The sequence below is a fragment of the Cyanobium sp. ULC065 genome (assembly GCF_977927515.1).
Map to the genome: position 1 here is coordinate 1317430 of NZ_OZ376393.1, position 17463 is coordinate 1334892.

Sequence of the window (17463 nt, forward strand, 5' to 3'; positions counted from 1 at the left end):
CGGCCGGCTCAGTAGGTTTCCACGTGCCAGCGCTCGGCTTTCTTGAGCTGGGGGCGCAGCTCCGACCAGGTCAGCCCCTTGGCTTCGGCGGCCTTGGTCATGGCTTCGTCGATGCCGGGCTCCATGCCCCGCAGACCGCACATGTAGACATGGGTCTTGGGGTCTTCGATCATGTTGAAGATCTCTTCGCCGTGTTCGGCCACCCGGTCCTGGATGTACATGCGACCGCCCGAGGGGTTCTGCTGCTCGCGGCTGATGGCCTTGGTGTAGCGGAAGTTGTCGGGGAAGTGGCTCAGGTAGCTCTGGAAGTCGTCTTCGTAGAGCAGGTTGGCGGTGGTGGGCACGCCCATGATCAGCCAGGCCTTGCCTTTGAACTGGTAGTGGGGGTTCTTCTCACGCTCGCCGGGATCGAACATGCGGCGCAGATAGGCTCGCATCGGTGCGATGCCGGTGCCGGTGGCCAGCATGATCACGTTGGCGTCTTCGTCGGGCGGGAGGAGCATTTCCTTGCCCACGGGCCCCGTGATCCGCACCTTGGCGCCGGGCTCGATGTCACAGAGGAACGTGGAGCAGACACCGCTGATGGTTTCGCCGTCTTTCTCGTATTGAAGCTGGCGGACGCAGAGCGACACGGTTTTGTCTTCGAGGTTGTCGCCGTGGCGGGTGCTGGCGATCGAATACAGACGCAGCTTGTGTGGTTTGCCGTTGGTGTCGGTGCCATCGGGAATGATGCCGATGCTCTGGCCTTCCACGTAGTGGAGCTTGCCCTCGGAGAGGTCGAAAGTGATGTGGTTCACCCGGCCGATCGCCCCCTCGGCGAGCAGGGAATAGTTGCCGAGCACGGTGCCCACATAGGGGTCCTTCGGCTTGTAGAGGTTCACGGGCACGGCCTCGTGCTTGCCCGGTTCTTTGGCGGCGGTGGTGGTCACAGGAGCGATGGCGGGGGCGACCGGGTCGGAGGGGCCGGGGTCAGGAGATGGGGTGGGGGCCTGGTCGGATTGGGTGACCGAGATCAGTCGTCCTCCCTGCTGGTTGATCAGGCGCAGCGTGGCCTGCATCCGGGACAGCGGCACCATGAAGCGACGTTCGGCCGCTCGCTCTCCGGGACCCTGCAGCCCTTCCACCACCAGGGTGAACATGCGGGCATCGGACTGGCGAAGCGCGGCGGTCGAGGTGCGCATGAAGCGACTCACTGCGGAAAAAGGCTGTCAGATCTTAGGCAACGCTCCGAAGCCACAACCGGCTCCCCAGCAGGTGCGCGGTTCCTGACGCCGACATCCGGGCATCAGGGCTAAGTTTGGTGCGCGACAACAGGTTGTCCTCTCCCCTACGTTCCCCGGCACTGGGGTGTTTCTACGTGGTGTCTTCCGCCGGTTCGCTCATCACTGCGTCAAGCCCGGCCACAGGGCAACACTCCTGCCCCCTCGACACCATCCAACAGGAGATGGAGCGCCTGCCCCAGGGGGCCCGCCGTCTGGCCGTTCAGCTGCGCATCGACCTCAAGGACGACCTGATCTGGTCGGTGCTCACGGATTACGAGAACCTCAGCCGCTTCATCCCGAACCTCTCCACCTCGCGGTTGCTGTGGCGCCGCGACGACCGGGTGGGTCTGGAGCAGGTGGGCTGTCAACAGTTCTGTGGTCTGCGCTTCTCGGCGCGGGTGGAACTGGAGCTCCAGGAAGTGCGGGAACACGGCATGCTCCGCTTCGCCATGATCCAGGGCGATTTCCGCTGTTTTGAAGGGGCGTGGCAGGTGAGCCCGGATCCGATCGGCTCCCGGCTCCTTTACGACCTCACCGTGCAGGGCCGCCCGGGCATGCCGATCGCGCTGATTGAGCAGCGCCTGCGCGAAGACCTGGCTGCCAACCTGCGGGCAGTGCAACAGGAAGCACTGCGCCGCTCGGGCCGCCTCTGAGACCACCAGGCGGTGCCTGGCTGGGCTTACAGCCGCTGGCCTCGTGGCGGAAACTCACAGGGAATGGAATGCCGACATGCTGAGCCTCAGATCCCCCAGAGGATCGAGCCTTGATGCCGTCACGGAGAGAGTGTGCTCCCTGCAATGGTTAGCTTCCGGTGAGTAATCATGGCTCGCGCTGAGCAGGACGGCCCGCCCAAAGGGTGATGCCCTGAACTGAGCTGGGTGAACTGTGCTGAGGATGTTGCCCCGAACTGAACGATTGATCGAATAAATCAGACGCTTGAAAAGAGAAAAGAACCGGATTTGCCTGTAGGAAGATATAAATATAGAGATTGTTCTGGAATGTAATAAATTAAGATCGTATTCAGATTTAAAATATACCCCCAAGGGGATTCGAACCCCTGTCGCCTCCGTGAAAGGGAGGTGTCCTAGGCCTCTAGACGATGGGGGCGAGGCCACGGGTGAAGGGCGTTCGAAGCCTCTCCATCCGACGTGTTGGAAGCTACGGGTCGGAGTGGCCCTTCGTCAAGGAGGGGAAGCGACTGCCGCGTTCTGACCGTTCCACACCGGCACGGTGAAATGGAAGCAGGCCCCTTCTCCCGGCTCAGAAACCACCCAGATCCGACCGCCATGCACTTCCACGATCCGCCTGCACACGGACAGGCCCACCCCGAAGCCTGAGGTGGTGCCCGAGGTCTGGGGCAGGCGCACCCGCTCCAGGAACACCCGCTGCTGTTCGTTTCTGGGAATGCCCGGGCCGGTGTCGCAGACACTCACCTGCAGCCACTGGTTGGTGCGGTGGAGCAGCGTGAGGTGCACCTGGCCCCCGTCAGGGGTGAATTTCAAGGCGTTCTCGATCAGGTTGAGCAGCACCTGTCGCATGCGCCGCTGATCGGCAAACACGGCCGGGAGGTCGGCGGGAATGTCGGTAATCAGCTGGATGTCGCGGCCCACCCAAAGCTTTTCAAGCTCCAGGATCGCCTCCGCCGCCACCGAGGCCAACCCAAGCTGCTGGGGATTGAAGAGGGCCTCCCAGCGGGTGGTCCCCACTTCCAGCAGGTCCTTGGAGAGGTGCTCAATGTCGTCCAGCCGCCGGTCGAGCACGTCGCGGCAACGCGTGGTGTCGATGTGGCCGAGCTGCAGGCTCTGCAGCGCCAGCTTGGCCGCGGTGAGCGGCGTACGCAGTTCATGGGCCACCATGCGCAGCAGCCGTTCCTGCACCCCCAGCCGCTCGATCAGGGTTTCGTTCTCCTGGCGCAGCACCAGCAATTGATCTTCCAGCTGCAGTTCCCGCTGCGTGCGGCTGCCATCCATTTCTGCGGGGCGCAGGCTCATGCCCAGGCCGCTCACCACTTCCCGCTGCTGCCAGCGGGGTAGCCAGCCCTTGAGCTGCTGCAGCACGGTGTTTCCGGCAAACACCTGCCGGGGCTTCGGTTCAAGTTTCACCAAGGCCGGGGTGGCCACGAGGCGGTGAAGCTCCAAAAGCTCCGGGCGCTCGGCCGGGTGGGCCACTTCAAGTTTTACATCGAAACCGCTGTCGCTGCTCTGGAGCAGGTGCATGACGCCGCGCAGGTCGGCGGTGGCGAGATGGTACGGCGCCGCCACCAGCAGCAGTTTCAGCGGGCGACGCGGCGGCGGTGAGGCCTCAGGGGGATGGGTGGTGGGGTTAGGCCCCCCCGCAGCAGGCACCGTCTGGCTGGTCCAATACGTAATTGCCACATTATGAGTTCACCCGCAGTCCATGGCAGGGCGCTGGGCCGGTTTGGTGGACTGCGGGCGGGCGCAGGCGGTTTCGGGCGCGGGGGGCCGGCCGGAGAACCAGGCGGGTTGCGCGGGACGGCGTGGAGAGTGGGCGAGGCACGGCTGGTGCACGATTGAAGTTCATCGGCTGGTGCAGCACCATGGAGGTTCACGCGTCCTCCCCTTTGCGTCTTCTGCCCCGCTGGAGCCGGTCCCTCGTGGCGGTCCCCCTCCTGCTGCTCCCCTTCGCGTCTCTGCCCGCCGCCGCTCAAACCGCACCGGCCACGGAAGCGCAGATGCAGCTCTATACGCGGATCGCGGCTGTCAACGTTTGCATCGCCCGCGGCGGCGGTGTGGACTTCGACAAGGCCGTGGCCATCGCCGGTGAAACCATCGCGCAAGTGCTCCAGGGGCTGCACGGCGGCAAGATCCAGCAGGTGGGCACCCAGACCCTCACCATTGAGGATTTGCGGCGCGGTGCCGTGAACTCCGCTGTGATCGGTGCGGTGGATCTCTGTCCGAAACAGGTGCCGCCGGATGTAGTGAAGCGGGTGGAGGCGGCCATCAAGCAGCAGGGATCTGGCGCAAGGCCGGCAGCTGGCCCGCTCGCACCTGCACCAGCTGCGCCTGCAAAGGCACCCCCGAAGTAGGTGGCTGAGAGGTCGGCTTTTTGATAGAGGCCAACCTCACAACTGGCGGTCGCATCCGGATGCGATTGACCCCCTGGTCAGTTGCAGTTCATTCAGGGCTTCTGGCTTTGCTGAAGGCATCCCTCCGGGGTGTTTTTCACCAACGTCGTCATGACCTTCTCGTCATCTTCTGCCCTGATGGCCGCCGGCCTGCTCAGCATTGGTTCCTTGGCTCCGCTCGCGGTCCAGGCTCAGTCGTTTGGGTTTCCTGGCCAGGCCTACCAGCAGGTGCCGGTGTATCAGCAGCAGCCGGTGTACCGCCAGGTTCCCGTCTATCGCCAGGTCCCCGTGGCCCAGACACTCCCACAGTCGGGAGTGATTCCGGTGCGGAACTTCCCCGCCCCTTATCAGGATTATCAGGGGCAGGTGAACGGCTTTAATGCACCGCAGACCTTTGAAGAAGCGCAAGCGCTGCAACAGCGCTGCTCGATCGGCCGGCTCGTGGGCGGCGTGATCGGCGGTGGCATCGGCTATGCCGCCTCCCGCGACCAGGGCCGGACCTGGGCAGTGCCGCTCGGCGCGCTGCTGGGCTCCCAGGTGGGTTGCAATGCCGGCCAGGGACGCAGTCCGCTGCCTTGGTGATCGCGGCGCTGCCTGGCACCCTTCAGGATCAGAGGGTTGTTCTTCCCTGGGTCGATGCCTGATGTGCGCCTGGCCGATTACCGGCCTTATCCCTACGCGCTGGAGCGCACGGACTTGACCGTGCGCCTCTTCCCCGACCACGGCCTGGTGGAAGCGACCCTTTCGTTCCTTCCCGCGGTGGGGGCGTCTTCAGCTGCTCAAGCCGCTTCACCGTTGGAGCTGAGGGGGGTGGGGCTGGAGCTGGAGGCTCTGGCCATCGACGGGGAACCACTTCCGCCTGCCGCCACCCACCAGGAGGAGGGTCTTCTGGTGGTGCTCCAGCCGCCGCAGCGGCCGTTCGTACTCACCAGTCGGGTGAGGATCGACCCCTACACGAACACCACCCTGGAAGGCCTCTATGCCAGCGGCGGCATGGTGACAAGCCAGTGCGAGGCCCAAGGCTTCCGCCGCATCACCTTCCACCCCGACCGACCGGATGTGCTCAGCCGCTTCCAGGTGCGGATCGAAGCGGAGCAGGAGCGCTACCCGGTGCTGCTCTCCAACGGCAATTGCCAGGCTGCCGGTGCCCTGGCCGATGGCCGCCACTTCGCGGTCTGGGACGACCCCTTCCCCAAACCCTCCTATCTGTTCGCGCTCGTGGCCGGACGGCTTGAGGAGGTGCGCGGCAGCTTCACCACCGCCAGTGGCCGGATGGTGCAACTGCGCCTGCATGTGGAGCCGGGCGATTCCCCCTACACCGCTCATGCGATGGCCTCGCTGCAGCGGTCGATGGCCTGGGATGAGCAGGTGTATGGGCTCGAATACGACCTCGATGAATACAACATCGTGGCTGTGCGCCATTTCAACATGGGCGCCATGGAGAACAAGAGCCTGAACATCTTCAACTCCAAGCTGGTGCTCGCCGATGCCGAAACCGCCACTGATGGTGAGCTCGAACGCATCGAAAGCGTGATTGCCCACGAATACTTCCACAATTGGACGGGGAATCGCATCACCTGCCGTGACTGGTTCCAGCTTTCCCTTAAGGAAGGACTCACGGTGTTTCGCGACCAATGCTTCACCGCCGATCTGCACGGTGCCGATCTCAAGCGCATCGAGGATGTGGCGATGCTGCGCAATACCCAATTCCGGGAAGATGCAGGACCCACTGCTCACCCGATTCAGCCGGATCACTATCAGGCGATCGACAATTTCTACACCACCACCATCTATGAGAAAGGTGCGGAAGTGATCCGTATGCTGCACACATTGTTGGGTCCTGCCACCTTCATGCGCGGCATGGCGCTCTATGTGCAGCGCCACGACGGCACCGCCGCCACCACTGCCGATTTCCTGCAGGCCATGCAGGACGCCGCAACGGAAGCCTCTGCGGCCACCGCCGATAAGCAGATCACCGATGGGCAAACCGCTGCTGGGCAGCCCATCAATAGGCAGATCAGCCTTGGGAAGGGCGACGATCCCTCGCCGCTTCCCTTCAGTTTCGAGCAGTTCAGCCGCTGGTATCACCAGGCCGGCACCCCCGTGGTGTCGATCGATCGCCATTGGGACGGCGCCAGTGGCGCACTCGCCCTGGTGCTGCGCCAGCACACCCCCGCCACCCCGGGCCAGCCGCACAAGCAGCCGTTGGTGATTCCCCTGGCCCTGGCCCTTGTGGGTGAGGACGGCCAGGCCCTGCCCCAGACCGGCGGATCGCCCGTCGTGCTGGAGGCCGCGGAGACCCAGCTGCGCTACGAGGGGTTGCCTCCGGGACCGACGCCGCCGGCCCTCTCGGTGCTGCGGGGATTCTCGGCGCCCGTGCGGCTCGAGCTTGCCCGGCCAAATGCCGAACTGCTGCACCTGTTTGCCTGCGACAGCGACCCCTTCGCCCGCTGGGATGCAGGCCAGACCTTGCTGCGGCAGGCCGTGCTGGCCCGGGCCGCCGGTCGCAGCGACCCGGAACTGGAATGTGGGCTTACCGCTGCCTTTGCCGCGATCCTCACCGACAGCAGCTTGCCGCCCGCCAGCCGCAGCGCCCTGCTGGCCCTTCCCGGCATGGCCGAACTGGAGGATCTGGCCCCCGAGCCGGATCCTCCGGCGCTGTTTGCGGCCCTGCTGGACCTGGAGCGCGTCTTCGGCGCTGCCCTGGAGGAGCCGTTGCTGGACGCGCTTGCCGCCTGCCGGCCGCAGTGGGAGCAGCCCTGGCCTCAGGGGCAGGGTGAGCGGCGCCTGACCGCCACGATCTGGTGCTGGCGAGCGGCGGCCGGGGATGAGGCCGTGCGCGAGGCCGCTGCCGCTGCGGTGCAGGGACCGTCGATGACGCTCGCCCGGGCCGGGCTGCGGGCCCTGCAGGTTCACCCCTGCGAGCAACGTCGCCGCGCGCTGGAGGCCTTCTACCAACGCTGGCAGGAGAAGCCAGTGATCCTCGATTCCTGGTTCGCGCTGGAGGCCAGCGCCCCCTTCGCCGATGGGCTGGAGCGGGCGTCAGCTCTGCTGGCCCATCCGCGCTTCGACCCGGCAGCTCCCAACGCGATCCGCGCGGTGCTGGGGGGCTTTTCTGCCAACACGCCGGTGTTCCACGCGGCCGATGGCACGGGCTATCGGTTCATGGCCGAGCAGATCGTGGCGCTCGATCGGCGCAACCCGATCACGGCGTCGCGGCTCGCGAAGCTGTTCAGCCGCTGGCAGAGCTATGGGCCGGAGCGGGCCGGGCACATGCGCGCGGCGGTGGAGCAGCTGGCTGCGGCGGATATTTCTGCCAACACCCGCGAAGTGGTGGAGCAGTGCCGTTCGCTCGGCGCCGGCGAAGGGGTGGCGGCCTGAAGGCGATCAGCGGGGCGCCGCTCCGGCGCTGGAGGCCTGTCCCTTGGCGGGGCTCTGCCCGCGACCGAAGGCCTGGCGGTGCAATCGGGTGAACGCGTCGCGCCGGAGGGAAGCTCCCTCGGGCCCGGCGTAGTTGCCCCACAGGCCTTCCCAATAGAAATAGATCACGCCATGACCCCGCTGGGCCGCCAGCTCCACCTTCTGATTGAGCGTGGCCATGTCGGGAGTGCGGCCACCGAAGCCCGCCAGGATGCCGATTTCCACGGGCAGGCCCCACTGGCGGGCCTTCACCAGCGCCGGCTGATCGAGATCACGGGCGAAACCGCGCACCGAAAAGGCGTAGTTCTGAACCACCAGATCGTCGACCAGTTTGCCCAGGGCCCAGATTTCCCAGTCCTGGAGCCAATGGTTGTAGGCGAAGCGGAACGGTCCAGGGGACAGGCTGATCACCGCCTTGTCGTTGCTGCGGCGCAGTTCCCTTCGCAGCTCCCGCAGCAGGCCGGTGAGCTGCTGGCGCCGCCAGCTCATCCATTCGCGGTTGTTGAAATCCGTGGGAGGTTCCCGCCCCTTCTCCTTGCTGAACAGTGCCCTGGTGTAAGGGTCGTAGCCCAGTTCCACCGGCCAGGCGAAGTGATCGTCGAGCTGGATGCCGTCGACACCACAGCGCTGCACGATCTCCTGGATCAGGCCGATGAAGCGGGCGCGCACGCCGGGGTGGGCCGGGTTGAGCCACACCCGCAGATCCCGGAGCGGTGAGGTTTTCAGGTTGGCGCCGTGCATGGCGTAGAGGGTGGAGCCATCGCTGCGCTGCAGCACCCACTCGGGATGACGCCGCACCACCTCCGCGTCGGCGGGCTCCATCATTCCGTATTCGAACCAAGGGATCACCTGCATGCCGCGCCGCTGGGCGGAGCGGGTGATCTGGCAGATCGGATCGAGTCCCGGCGCAGCCTTCAGCAGGGCCGGTTCGGTGGGAGCAAAGCGGCTGCGGTGGAAGGTGGTGCCCCGGCTCCACACATTCGGGTAGAGGGTGTTGAACCGGGCAGCTGCCAGTTCCTTGACGGCCTGCTCGATCCGGTTGCGGTCGTAGTAGAGGGGGCTGGGGCTGTTGGTGAGCCACACTCCCACCCGCTGGCTGGAGGCGGCAGCGGGCAGCAGGCCGACGCCTTGCAGTCCTGTGGTGAGCAGGGCCGTGACCAGCACCGGCAGGGCCTTCTTCAGCCGCACCCGCAGGGGAAAGGGCGCCTCGGCGCGGTGGCGTTCGGGTGGTTTCAGCGGAACATCGAGCTCACAGAGCTTTCCTCGTGGATGCGCCAGATGGCTTCGCCCAGCATGTTGGCCACCGAAAGCACCTGCAGCTGCGGGAAGCGGCGGTCGTCGCTGATCGGGATGCTGTTGGTGACCAGCACCTCTTCGAACAGGCCGGGCTCGGAGAGCCGCTCGATCGCGGGAGGGGAGAACACCGCATGGGTGGCGCAGGCCAGCACCCGGGTGGCGCCCCGCTGGCGCAGCAGTCGCGCGCCCGCGCAGATGGTGCCGCCGGTGTCGATCATGTCGTCGATCAGGATGGCCGTCTTGCCGGCCACGTCGCCGATCACTGTGAGGCTCTCAGCCACGTTGTGGCCGGAGCGGCGCTTGTCGATGATCGCGAGCGGCGCATCGCTCATCTGCTTGGCGAAGGCCCGGGCCCGGGCCACGCCGCCCACATCCGGGGACACCACCACCACCTCGCCGAGGTCGCGGGTGCGCAGGTAATCCACCAACACGGGCGAGCCGTAGATGTGATCGCAGGGGATGTCGAAGTACCCCTGAATCTGGGAGGAGTGCAGGTCCATCGCCAGCACCCGGTCGACGCCGGATTTCACCAGCAGATTGGCCACCAGCTTGGCAGTGATCGATTCGCGGCCCGCCGTCTTGCGGTCGGCGCGGGCGTAGCCGTAGTAGGGCACCACGGCGGTGATCTGCCGGGCCGAGGCACGCCGGCAGGCATCCACCATGATCAGCAGCTCCATCAGGTGATCGTTCACCGGAGCGCAGGTGGGTTGGATCAGGAAGACATCGCAGCCGCGGATCGATTCCTGAATCTGGATATAAAGCTCACCATCGGCGAAGCGCTTGATCGCGCGCGGCCCATCGGGCACATCGAGATAGGCGCCGATCTCGCGGGCCAAGGCCTGGTTCGACGTGCCGCTGAACAGCCGCAGCCGCCGGGTGTCATGAGGGGGCTGGTCCTGCTCGACCCGATCGGCTGTCAGGAAACGGGTCACGGCGGGCGTGAGCGAGGTCGGCATGGAGCTGATGGTAGAAGCCTTCCGGTCGGATGCCGGCGAAACCTGGTGGTATGAAGAATGATGAACCAGTGCCTGCCGGTCTTGTCCGAACAGCGGTCCTTGCTCACCTCTCCCCTGGTGCTGGCCGGAGCTGGCCCGGGCGGGCTGGCGGCCCTGCCCCAGGCGGCCCCGCGCCTGCAGTCGCTGCTGGCCCTCCCCGCCACAACCGAGCTCAGCCAGCTGGCCGCTCAATCGGTTGAGCCCGATCAGCTGATGGCGGCCCTCCAGAGCCACCGGGGCGGCGCTCTGGTGGCGCTCGAGCAAGACCCAGGCCGCTGGCTGCCGGCGGGCACCCGCTGGGCGGAGGTGCTCGGCGCCTGGCGGCAGCCCACCCTGCTGCTGGTGACGGCTGACGACGCCACCAGCGGGCTGGCGGCGGCCTACACCGCCCTGCTCGATCGCTCCGCCGTGCCCCTGCTTGGCCTGGTGCAGTGGGGCGGCAGCTGGGACGGGTCGGCCCGCGCCTGCGAGGGTCTGCCCTGGCTCGGTGTGCTGCAGCCAGGCGACCACGGCGCTGCCGGTGCGGAGGTGTTGCTGGAGGCCCTGAAGCTGCGCTGGCAGCGCCTTACCACCCTCTGAGCGGCCTGCGCTGATCCATCGCGATGGCCGGAGTGGGGCTACCCCGCCGGCCACAGCGGCTGCTCTGCTCCCGGCGCCACTTGCCGCAGCGTCTGGCCAGGCTCGGTGGTGGGTGCCAGCGGGAGTTTGTCGTAGCGCACGGTGTGGGCCTGCTGGATCGCCACGTTGAGCAGGCTCAGCATCTCGGTTTCCGTCAGGTTGGTGCCCACCAACGGCTGGAGCTGCCTCACCTGCTGCGCCAGTTTCGCCGTGCCGTCAGGGCGCCCCAGCTGCTCCAGCAGGCCGGCGATCACCTCCTGCTGGCGGCTGCGCCGTCCGCTGAGGCCGTCGTCCTTGCCCTTGAAGCGCACCAGCTGCTCCACCTGCGGGCCCTTCAGCACCTGCAGCCCGCCCTGAAGATCGACCCGGTAGTTCTGGGTTTTGTCGTGGTAACGGATGGCCTGATCCAAGTTCAGCTCCAGCCCGCCCAGGCCGTCCACCAGGCTGCGCAGCACCTGACGCGGCATCACCACATAGCGCTCAGGCTGGCCAGGGTCGAGGCCCACCAGCTCCCCCACCCCGCCGGCCGTGAGGGCAGGGCCGCCCAGCCGGTAAAGGGCCCCCAGGCTCTGCACCTTCTTCTGACCCGGCACCTGCACAGCCAGTTCGGTGGGCACATTCAGCACCCGCATCGCCCCGCCCGGATCGGCCCGGATCAGCAGCAGCGTGTCGGCGTTGGCGGGGCCGGGGGGGGCGGCGCCGTTGGTGCTGGCATCGAGCCGGTCGGCGTCGGTGCCGATCAGCAGCACCGTGATGGGACGGATCGGCGGATCGGCCAGATCCTTGTTGAGGCCCGCTTGATCGCTGCTGACCAGGCCGGGGTCGGGCCGCGACCACACACGCTCGAACAGCACCACCGTGCCCACGGCAGCCAGCAGGGCCAGGCTCAGCTTCCACAGCCGCGACCCCAACCGAGCGCGGGGGCGGCCGCCAGGCTCCGCCTGGGCAGGACCCGCAGGTGACACGTCCGAACTCCCTGCCGATCGCGCCGCACCCCGTGGGCGTGCCTTGCTCCCGCCTGCCATCGGCGCTCATGCTTGCGAAGGCTCAACTTTGCCGTAGCTCCGGCACGGAAGCCGGGCCTGCCGATAGGTTGAAGCTCCCTTGCCCCGTCAGGCTGGACGCCGCATTGACCGCCGCCCCTCCCCTCCCTCACGAACGGGCCCGGCCCCTGCCCAAGGGCAGCACAAAACCGGCCAAGGACCTCTGCAGCGACTGCGGTCTGTGCGACAGCCGCTGGGTGGCTTACGTACGCCAGGCCTGCGCCTTCCTCCAGCAGCGCTTCGAGGCGATGGAGCAAGCCGCCCACGGCCGCAGCCGTGACCTCACCAACGAGGACGAGCTCTACTTCGGCGTCAGCCAGCGCATGGTCACGGCCCGCCTGCAGCCCCCGATCGATGGGGCGCAGTGGACCGGCATCGTGTCGCGCATCGGCGTGCGGGCGCTGGAAACGGGCCTGGTGGATGCGGTGGTGTGCGTGCAGCAGAGCCCCGACGACCGCTTCACGCCGGTGCCGGTGCTGGCGCGCACCCCCGAGCAGGTGCTGGCGGCACGGGTGAACAAGCCCACCCTCTCCCCCAACCTGGAGGTGCTGGAGCAGTTACCCGGCAGCGGCATCCGCCGCCTGCTGGCCATCGGTGTGGGCTGCCAGGTGCAGGCGCTGCGGGCCGTGCAGGACACCCTGCCGCTGGATCAGCTCTACGTGCTCGGTCTGCCGTGCGTGGACAACGTGAGCCGCCAGGGGCTGCAGACCTTTCTGGAAAGCGCCAGCGATTCGCCCGCCACGGTGGTGCACTACGAGTTCATGCAGGACTTCCGCATCCACTTCCGCCACAGCGACGGCCGCGAGGAGACGGTGCCCTTCTTCGGTCTCGACACCCCCCGGCTCAAGGATGTGTTCGCCCCCAGCTGCCTCAGCTGCTTCGACTACGTGAACGGCGGCGCCGACCTGGTGGTGGGCTACATGGGCGCCACCTTCGGCCGTCAGTGGCTCACGGTGCGCAACGCCCGCGGCCAGGAGCTGCTCGATCTGGTGGAGGCGGAACTGGATCTGGCGCCGGTGAGCAGCCGCGGGGATCGCCGCGCCGCGGTGCAGCAGGGCATCGACGCCTACGACAAGGCGGTGCGCCTGCCCCGCTGGCTGGCTGAGGTGGTGGGCTTCCTCGTGCAGCGCGTCGGGCCTCAGGGGCTGGAGTATGGCCGCTTCTCGATCGATTCCCACTTCACCCGCAATGCCCTGTGGCTGCGGCGCCACCATCCTGAGATGGCCGAGCGCCACATCCCGGCCTTCGCCAAGGCGATCGTGGCGCGTTACCGCCTGCCGCGCACGTGAGCGACGCCGACCTTCCACCAGGCCCCGGGACAGCGGGCCGCTGTGGTGTGCTGCTCCACCCCACGGCCCTGCCGGGCACGCCCGGCTGCGGCAGCTTCGGCGCCGCGGCCCACGCCTGGATCGACCTGCTGGCCGACCACGGCATCGACGCCTGGCAGTTGTTGCCACTGGCCCCCGCCGATGGCACCGGCTCTCCCTACAGCTCCCCCAGCGGCTTTGCGCTGAACGCCTGGTTTCTCGACGGCGACGCGCTGGTGGCCGATGGCTTTCTGGAAGCCGCCGATCTTGCCGGGCTGCCCCCCGGCCGCACCGATCGCCTCGACCTGGAGGCCTGCCCGCTCCGCTCGGCGGCCCTGGCCCAGGCGCTCGAGCGGCGCTGGCTCCAGCAGTCGGCTGAACGCCAGGCCGACTTCCAGCGCTGGTGCCAGGCGGCAGCTCCCTGGCTGGTGGAGCACTGCCGCTTCATGGTGCTGCGGGAGCTGCAGGGAGGCCTGCCCTGGTGGCAATGGCCTGTCCCGCTGGCGCAACGGCAGTGGCGGGCCCTGCGCCGCTTCGACCGGGAGCAGGCGGCGGCCCTGCGGCAGGAGGCCCTGGTGCAGTGGCACCTGGAGCGCCAGTGGCAGCAGCTGCATGACCATGCGCGCCATCGCGGCGTGCAGCTTATCGGCGATCTTCCTTTCTATGTGGCCCACGACAGTGCCGATGTCTGGGCTCGGCGCCGCCTCTTCTCGCTGCGCCGGGATGGTTCCCTCACCCAGCAGAGCGGTGTGCCGCCCGATTACTTCTCCGACACCGGCCAGCTGTGGGGGACACCCGTCTATCGCTGGTCGCTGCATCGCTTCACCGGCTTCCGCTGGTGGCTCCGGCGGCTGCAGGGGCAGCTGGAACGGCTCGATTTGCTGCGTCTGGATCACTTCCGCGCGCTGGAGTCGTACTGGGCGGTGCCCGGTGAGGCACTCACGGCCCAGCTGGGCGAATGGCGCGCTTCGCCAGGGGTGGCGCTGCTGAGGGCGTTGCGTCAACGGCTGGGTGGCCAACTGCCCCTGATCGCCGAAGACCTGGGCGTGATCACGCCTGCGGTGGAGGCTCTGCGCGACCGCTTTCGCCTGCCGGGTATGAAGATCCTGCAGTTTGCCTTCGACGGCAACGACGGCAACGCCTACCTGCCCGAGAACTACGTGGGCCGCCACTGGGTGGTGTACACCGGCACCCACGACAACGCCACCTGTATCGGCTGGTGGGACTCCCTGCCCGAGGATCAGCGCCGTCAGGTGGGTGAACGGATCGGCGAGATGATCGAGGCCCCAGGCTGGCAACTGCTGGAGCTGGCGCTCGCCTCGCGCGCCGAGCTGGCGGTGGTGCCCCTGCAGGATCTGCTCAGCCTGGGCGATCAGGCCCGCTTCAACACCCCTGGCACGGCGGGGGAGGCCAACTGGAGCTGGCGGCTGGAGCAACCTGTGCAGCAGCTCAGTGAGCCGATCGCTGCCCTGGCCGCCCTGGCGGCCCGTTACGGCAGATCGGCGGGCGGCGCAACCGAGGGGAGCGCTGCTGGCGCTGCCGCTGAGCCCCGCGCTGCTGCCGGCGGCACGCGGTAACCCCCCGGCCGCCCGGCTTCGGCCTCCAGCGGCTGCTCGTTCCAACGCACGGCCCCGCTGCCCGCCGCCGGTGGGGGAGTGAGCTGCACCTGCAGCGGTGGCTGCATCTGCAGCACGAGGGAGCCCCGCGCCCCTTGCAGCCGGGTGCCTTCTCCCGATTCGCTGCTCAATTGGAGGCTTGTGGGCTGATCCAGCCGCAGGCGCAGCACGCCAGGACCACCCCCCTCCTGGCGCGCTTCCCGGCTCCATTGCTTCTGCGCCACCCCACGGGCCGCCTGCTGGAGGGGCCGCAGGTCGGGGTGGACCTGCAGCAGCAGGGCATTGCTGTCGGGCGGTTTCACCCGCTCCGCTTCCGTGAGCGGCGGCACGGGCCGCAGCGTGAGCTGGTTGGCCGCCGCCAGCTGCTGCTGCTGCAGATTCACGGCGTAGATCAGGCCGGCGGTCAGCAGGCCATAGAGCACCGTGCCTTGCCAGCTGGTGAATACATCGATTGAGCCCGGCGTGAAGCGCCGCAGCAGCGAGGGCTGCTTGCTGTGGTCGTCGAGTGGGTGGGCTTGCAGCGGCAGGGCGGCGTTGAGCGCACCGGGTTCCAGGCCGAGATGCTGCTCAAGCAGCGCCAGCATCGTGCGCAGGTAAGCGGGCTCCGGCAGGCGGTCACGCCAGCCCCTCTCCAGCGCCTCGATCACCGGGGTGCTGATGCGGGTTTCGGTGGCGAGCTGGCGCAGGCTCAGCCCCTGCTCCTCCCGCTTCTGGCGCAGCAGCCGGCCGAGCTGCAGCAGGGGATCTTCGGGGGCCGGTGGGGCCGAGGCCGCTGCCGACGGCTCCAGACGCAGGCGCCGCCGCAGGGCCTGGGGAAGCAGGGAGGTGATCCGGGGGCGCGGCATCGGGGGCGGCGAAGGGTCAGTGCTGGTGTCCAGCACCGGAAGCAGGTTCGTCCCATTGTCGAGCGTCGATGGGGCGCCACTGGCCTGACGCCAGGGTGCCCAGCTGCAGATCCCCGATCGCCACCCGCAGCAAATCCTGCACCGGATGGCCCAGCAGGGCAGCGGTGCGGCGGATCTGCCGGTTTCGTCCTTCCCGCATTTTCACCTCCAGCAGCGTGCTGGCGGCCGATTGGCGCAGCCGGCGCAGCTGCACCGGCAGGGCGGCCTCACCATCGAGCGCCACGCCCCGGCGCCATTGGGCCAGCGCGGCCTCGCTCGGGTGGCCCTGCACCAGCACTCGGTAGGTCTTGCCGTGGCCATGGCGGGGATGGGTCAGCCGCAGGGTGAGGGCACCGTCGTTGGTGAGCAGCAGGGCGCCGCGGCTGTCGATGTCGAGCCGGCCCACCGGGTGCAGGCCGGTGCCCTCGGTGAGGGCCGCTGGCAGCAGATCCAGCACCGTGGGCCTGCCCTGCGGGTCATGGCAACTGCTCACCACACCAGGGGGTTTGTGCAGCAACAGCGTCTGACGGGTCACGGCAGGACGCAGTGGCTGACCGTCGAGCTCCACCAGATCGGTGCTGACATCGGCCTGATCGCCCAGACCGGCCACCCTGCCGTTCACCCGCACGCGCCCCTGCAGCAGCAGATCCTCGGCCCGCCGCCGGGAGCAGACGCCGGCGGCGGCCAGCAGCTTTTGGAGTCGCTCCCTTGGCATGGCATCCGGCAGCGTAGGGCCCGGCGGCAGGCGCCGTCAGGGGCGGGCACAGCCGCATTCTCTCCCGCGTCGGCGGACGCTCGCCGCCCCGCCAACTGAGGCCGGGCTGGCACGCCGCCAGCAGGCGTTGGGCTGGTGCGTAGCTAGCAGGTGCGGGGATGGTGTGCGACCGATCCATGGTGGTAAATTACGAAACACAAACGTTTCCTAACCCTGCGAAACGCCACCATGCCTTCCCCGCCCTTGGCCACGGTTGATGCTTCCAGTGCCTCCATGGCGAGCGGCGACCTGGTGCGCTCGTATCTGCGGGACATCGGCCGCGTGCCGTTGCTGAGCCATGAGCAGGAGATCACGCTGGGCCGCCAGGTGCAGGAGCTGATGCGTCTGGAGGAAACGGAGCTGGAGCTGGAGATGCGCGCCGGCGGGGTGAAACCCACGATGGAGGTGCTGGCGGCGGCGCTGGAGCTGCCGGTGCCGGTGCTGCGCCGCAAGCTGGCGAGCGGGCGCCGGGCGAAGGAGCGGATGGTGGCGGCGAACCTTCGGCTGGTGGTGAGCGTGGCGAAGAAGTACACCAAGCGGAACATGGAGCTGCTGGATCTGATCCAGGAGGGAACGATCGGCCTGGTGCGGGGTGTGGAGAAGTTCGACCCGACGCGGGGCTACAAGTTTTCGACGTATGCGTACTGGTGGATCCGGCAGGGGATCACCCGGGCGATTGCGGAGAAGAGCCGGACGATCCGTCTGCCGATCCACATCACCGAAACGCTGAACAAGCTGAAGAAGGGTCAGCGTGAGCTGAGCCAGGAGCTGGGCCGCACGCCCACGCTGAGTGAGCTGGCGGTGGCGGTGGAGTTGCCGGAGGAGGAGGTGAAGGATCTGCTGTGCCGAGCACGGCAGCCGGTGAGCCTGGAAACGAAGGTGGGCGACGGGGAGGATACGGAGCTGCTGGATCTGCTGCAGGGGGACGGGACGCTGCCGGAGGAGAGCGTGGACAGCGAATGCCTGAGGGGGGATATGCGGGCACTGCTGGAGCAACTGCCGGAGTTGCAGCGCGATGTGCTGAAGATGCGCTTCGGGCTCGATGGCGAAGAACCGATGAGCCTCACCGGCATCGCCCGCTCCCTCGGCATGAGCCGCGACAAGACCCGCAACCTCGAACGCCGCGCCCTCGACGGCATCCGCTCCCATTCCCGCCGCCTGGAGGGCTACCTGGTGGCCTGAG

Annotated in this window: 15 protein-coding genes and 1 tRNA gene; 8 read left to right on the plus strand and 8 right to left on the minus strand. The window is 67.7% G+C overall.

The window, feature by feature from the left end; translation table 11 throughout:
• Window positions 1-8 precede the first annotated feature (8 nt).
• Complete coding sequence (petH, locus tag ACXMDP_RS06435) at window positions 9-1181, minus strand: ferredoxin--NADP reductase (protein WP_457767136.1); 1173 nt, start codon at window positions 1179-1181, stop codon at window positions 9-11.
• Window positions 1182-1444: 263 nt separating this feature from the next.
• On the opposite strand from petH, the gene ACXMDP_RS06440 reads away from it, so the two are divergent.
• Window positions 1445-1915 carry an SRPBCC family protein gene (locus tag ACXMDP_RS06440; RefSeq protein WP_259729267.1) on the plus strand — a complete coding sequence of 157 codons (471 nt, stop codon included), beginning with the start codon at window positions 1445-1447 and terminating at the stop codon, window positions 1913-1915.
• A gap of 381 nt (window positions 1916-2296) precedes the next feature.
• On the opposite strand, the gene ACXMDP_RS06445 is transcribed toward ACXMDP_RS06440, so the two are convergent.
• Both ACXMDP_RS06445 and ACXMDP_RS06450 read right to left on the minus strand, forming a co-directional pair.
• Window positions 2297-2369 (minus strand) — tRNA-Glu (locus ACXMDP_RS06445).
• A gap of 74 nt (window positions 2370-2443) precedes the next feature.
• Window positions 2444-3607, minus strand: coding sequence for a histidine kinase (locus tag ACXMDP_RS06450; RefSeq protein ID WP_094510397.1), 1164 nt, complete (start codon window positions 3605-3607; stop codon window positions 2444-2446).
• Between the two features lie 269 nt (window positions 3608-3876).
• Here ACXMDP_RS06450 and ACXMDP_RS06455 point away from each other — a divergent pair, with 269 nt between their 5' ends.
• From ACXMDP_RS06455 to pepN, 3 genes are all read left to right on the plus strand, one after another.
• Window positions 3877-4308 carry a cAMP phosphodiesterase gene (locus tag ACXMDP_RS06455; protein ID WP_233132727.1) on the plus strand — a complete coding sequence of 144 codons (432 nt, stop codon included), beginning with the start codon at window positions 3877-3879 and terminating at the stop codon, window positions 4306-4308.
• A gap of 150 nt (window positions 4309-4458) precedes the next feature.
• Window positions 4459-4929: a hypothetical protein gene (locus ACXMDP_RS06460; protein WP_255140567.1), complete on the plus strand. Its 471-nt coding sequence runs from the start codon at window positions 4459-4461 to the stop codon at window positions 4927-4929.
• A 54-nt stretch (window positions 4930-4983) separates the two neighbouring features.
• Window positions 4984-7728, plus strand: a complete 2745-nt coding sequence (gene pepN, locus ACXMDP_RS06465) for an aminopeptidase N (RefSeq protein WP_259729268.1) — start codon at window positions 4984-4986, stop codon at window positions 7726-7728.
• 6 nt (window positions 7729-7734) lie between these two features.
• Here the strand turns inward: pepN and ACXMDP_RS06470 are convergent, their stop codons facing one another.
• Together ACXMDP_RS06470 and ACXMDP_RS06475 are read right to left on the minus strand one after the other, a co-directional pair.
• Window positions 7735-8949, minus strand: coding sequence for a glycoside hydrolase family 10 protein (locus tag ACXMDP_RS06470; protein ID WP_399232859.1), 1215 nt, complete (start codon window positions 8947-8949; stop codon window positions 7735-7737).
• 50 nt (window positions 8950-8999) lie between these two features.
• Window positions 9000-9995, minus strand: coding sequence for a ribose-phosphate pyrophosphokinase (locus ACXMDP_RS06475; protein ID WP_259729283.1), 996 nt, complete (start codon window positions 9993-9995; stop codon window positions 9000-9002).
• 105 nt (window positions 9996-10100) lie between these two features.
• On the opposite strand from ACXMDP_RS06475, the gene ACXMDP_RS06480 reads away from it, so the two are divergent.
• Window positions 10101-10637 (plus strand): hypothetical protein, encoded by a 537-nt coding sequence (locus tag ACXMDP_RS06480; protein WP_457767137.1) that lies wholly within the window; start codon window positions 10101-10103, stop codon window positions 10635-10637.
• 38 nt (window positions 10638-10675) lie between these two features.
• On the opposite strand, the gene ACXMDP_RS06485 is transcribed toward ACXMDP_RS06480, so the two are convergent.
• A complete protein-coding gene (locus ACXMDP_RS06485; protein WP_259729270.1) occupies window positions 10676-11587 on the minus strand; it encodes an LCP family protein in 912 nt (303 codons plus the stop codon).
• Between the two features lie 218 nt (window positions 11588-11805).
• On the opposite strand from ACXMDP_RS06485, the gene ACXMDP_RS06490 reads away from it, so the two are divergent.
• On the plus strand, window positions 11806-13008 hold the full coding sequence (locus ACXMDP_RS06490) for a Coenzyme F420 hydrogenase/dehydrogenase, beta subunit C-terminal domain (RefSeq protein ID WP_259729271.1): 1203 nt from the start codon (window positions 11806-11808) through the stop codon (window positions 13006-13008).
• Entirely contained in the window at window positions 13005-14603 is a 1599-nt protein-coding gene (gene malQ, locus ACXMDP_RS06495) for a 4-alpha-glucanotransferase (RefSeq protein WP_259729272.1), read from the plus strand. Before ACXMDP_RS06490 ends, malQ begins: the two co-directional genes overlap by 4 nt.
• Here the strand turns inward: malQ and ACXMDP_RS06500 are convergent.
• Window positions 14516-15487: a helix-turn-helix domain-containing protein gene (locus ACXMDP_RS06500; protein ID WP_259729273.1), complete on the minus strand. Its 972-nt coding sequence runs from the start codon at window positions 15485-15487 to the stop codon at window positions 14516-14518. The genes malQ and ACXMDP_RS06500 overlap by 88 nt on opposite strands.
• Window positions 15488-15503: 16 nt before the next feature.
• The gene (locus ACXMDP_RS06505; protein ID WP_259729274.1) at window positions 15504-16241 is read right to left on the minus strand and encodes a pseudouridine synthase; all 738 of its coding nucleotides are present in this window, start codon (window positions 16239-16241) and stop codon (window positions 15504-15506) included.
• Between the two features lie 228 nt (window positions 16242-16469).
• Between ACXMDP_RS06505 and ACXMDP_RS06510 the strand changes: the two genes are divergently transcribed.
• Entirely contained in the window at window positions 16470-17462 is a 993-nt protein-coding gene (locus tag ACXMDP_RS06510) for an RpoD/SigA family RNA polymerase sigma factor (protein ID WP_255099702.1), read from the plus strand.
• Window position 17463: the final 1 nt, after the last annotated feature.

Excerpts from the sequence above, each read along its gene's own strand:
- petH (WP_457767136.1), bottom strand. The coding sequence starts at position 1,181 with ATGCGCACCTCGACCGCCGCGCTTCGCCAGTCCGATGCCCGCATGTTC.
- ACXMDP_RS06440 (WP_259729267.1), top strand. The coding sequence starts at position 1,445 with ATGGAGCGCCTGCCCCAGGGGGCCCGCCGTCTGGCCGTTCAGCTGCGC.
- ACXMDP_RS06460 (WP_255140567.1), top strand. The coding sequence starts at position 4,459 with ATGACCTTCTCGTCATCTTCTGCCCTGATGGCCGCCGGCCTGCTCAGC.
- pepN (WP_259729268.1), top strand. The coding sequence starts at position 4,984 with ATGCCTGATGTGCGCCTGGCCGATTACCGGCCTTATCCCTACGCGCTG.
- ACXMDP_RS06500 (WP_259729273.1), bottom strand. The coding sequence starts at position 15,487 with ATGCCGCGCCCCCGGATCACCTCCCTGCTTCCCCAGGCCCTGCGGCGG.
- ACXMDP_RS06505 (WP_259729274.1), bottom strand. The coding sequence starts at position 16,241 with ATGCCAAGGGAGCGACTCCAAAAGCTGCTGGCCGCCGCCGGCGTCTGC.
- ACXMDP_RS06510 (WP_255099702.1), top strand. The coding sequence starts at position 16,470 with ATGCCTTCCCCGCCCTTGGCCACGGTTGATGCTTCCAGTGCCTCCATG.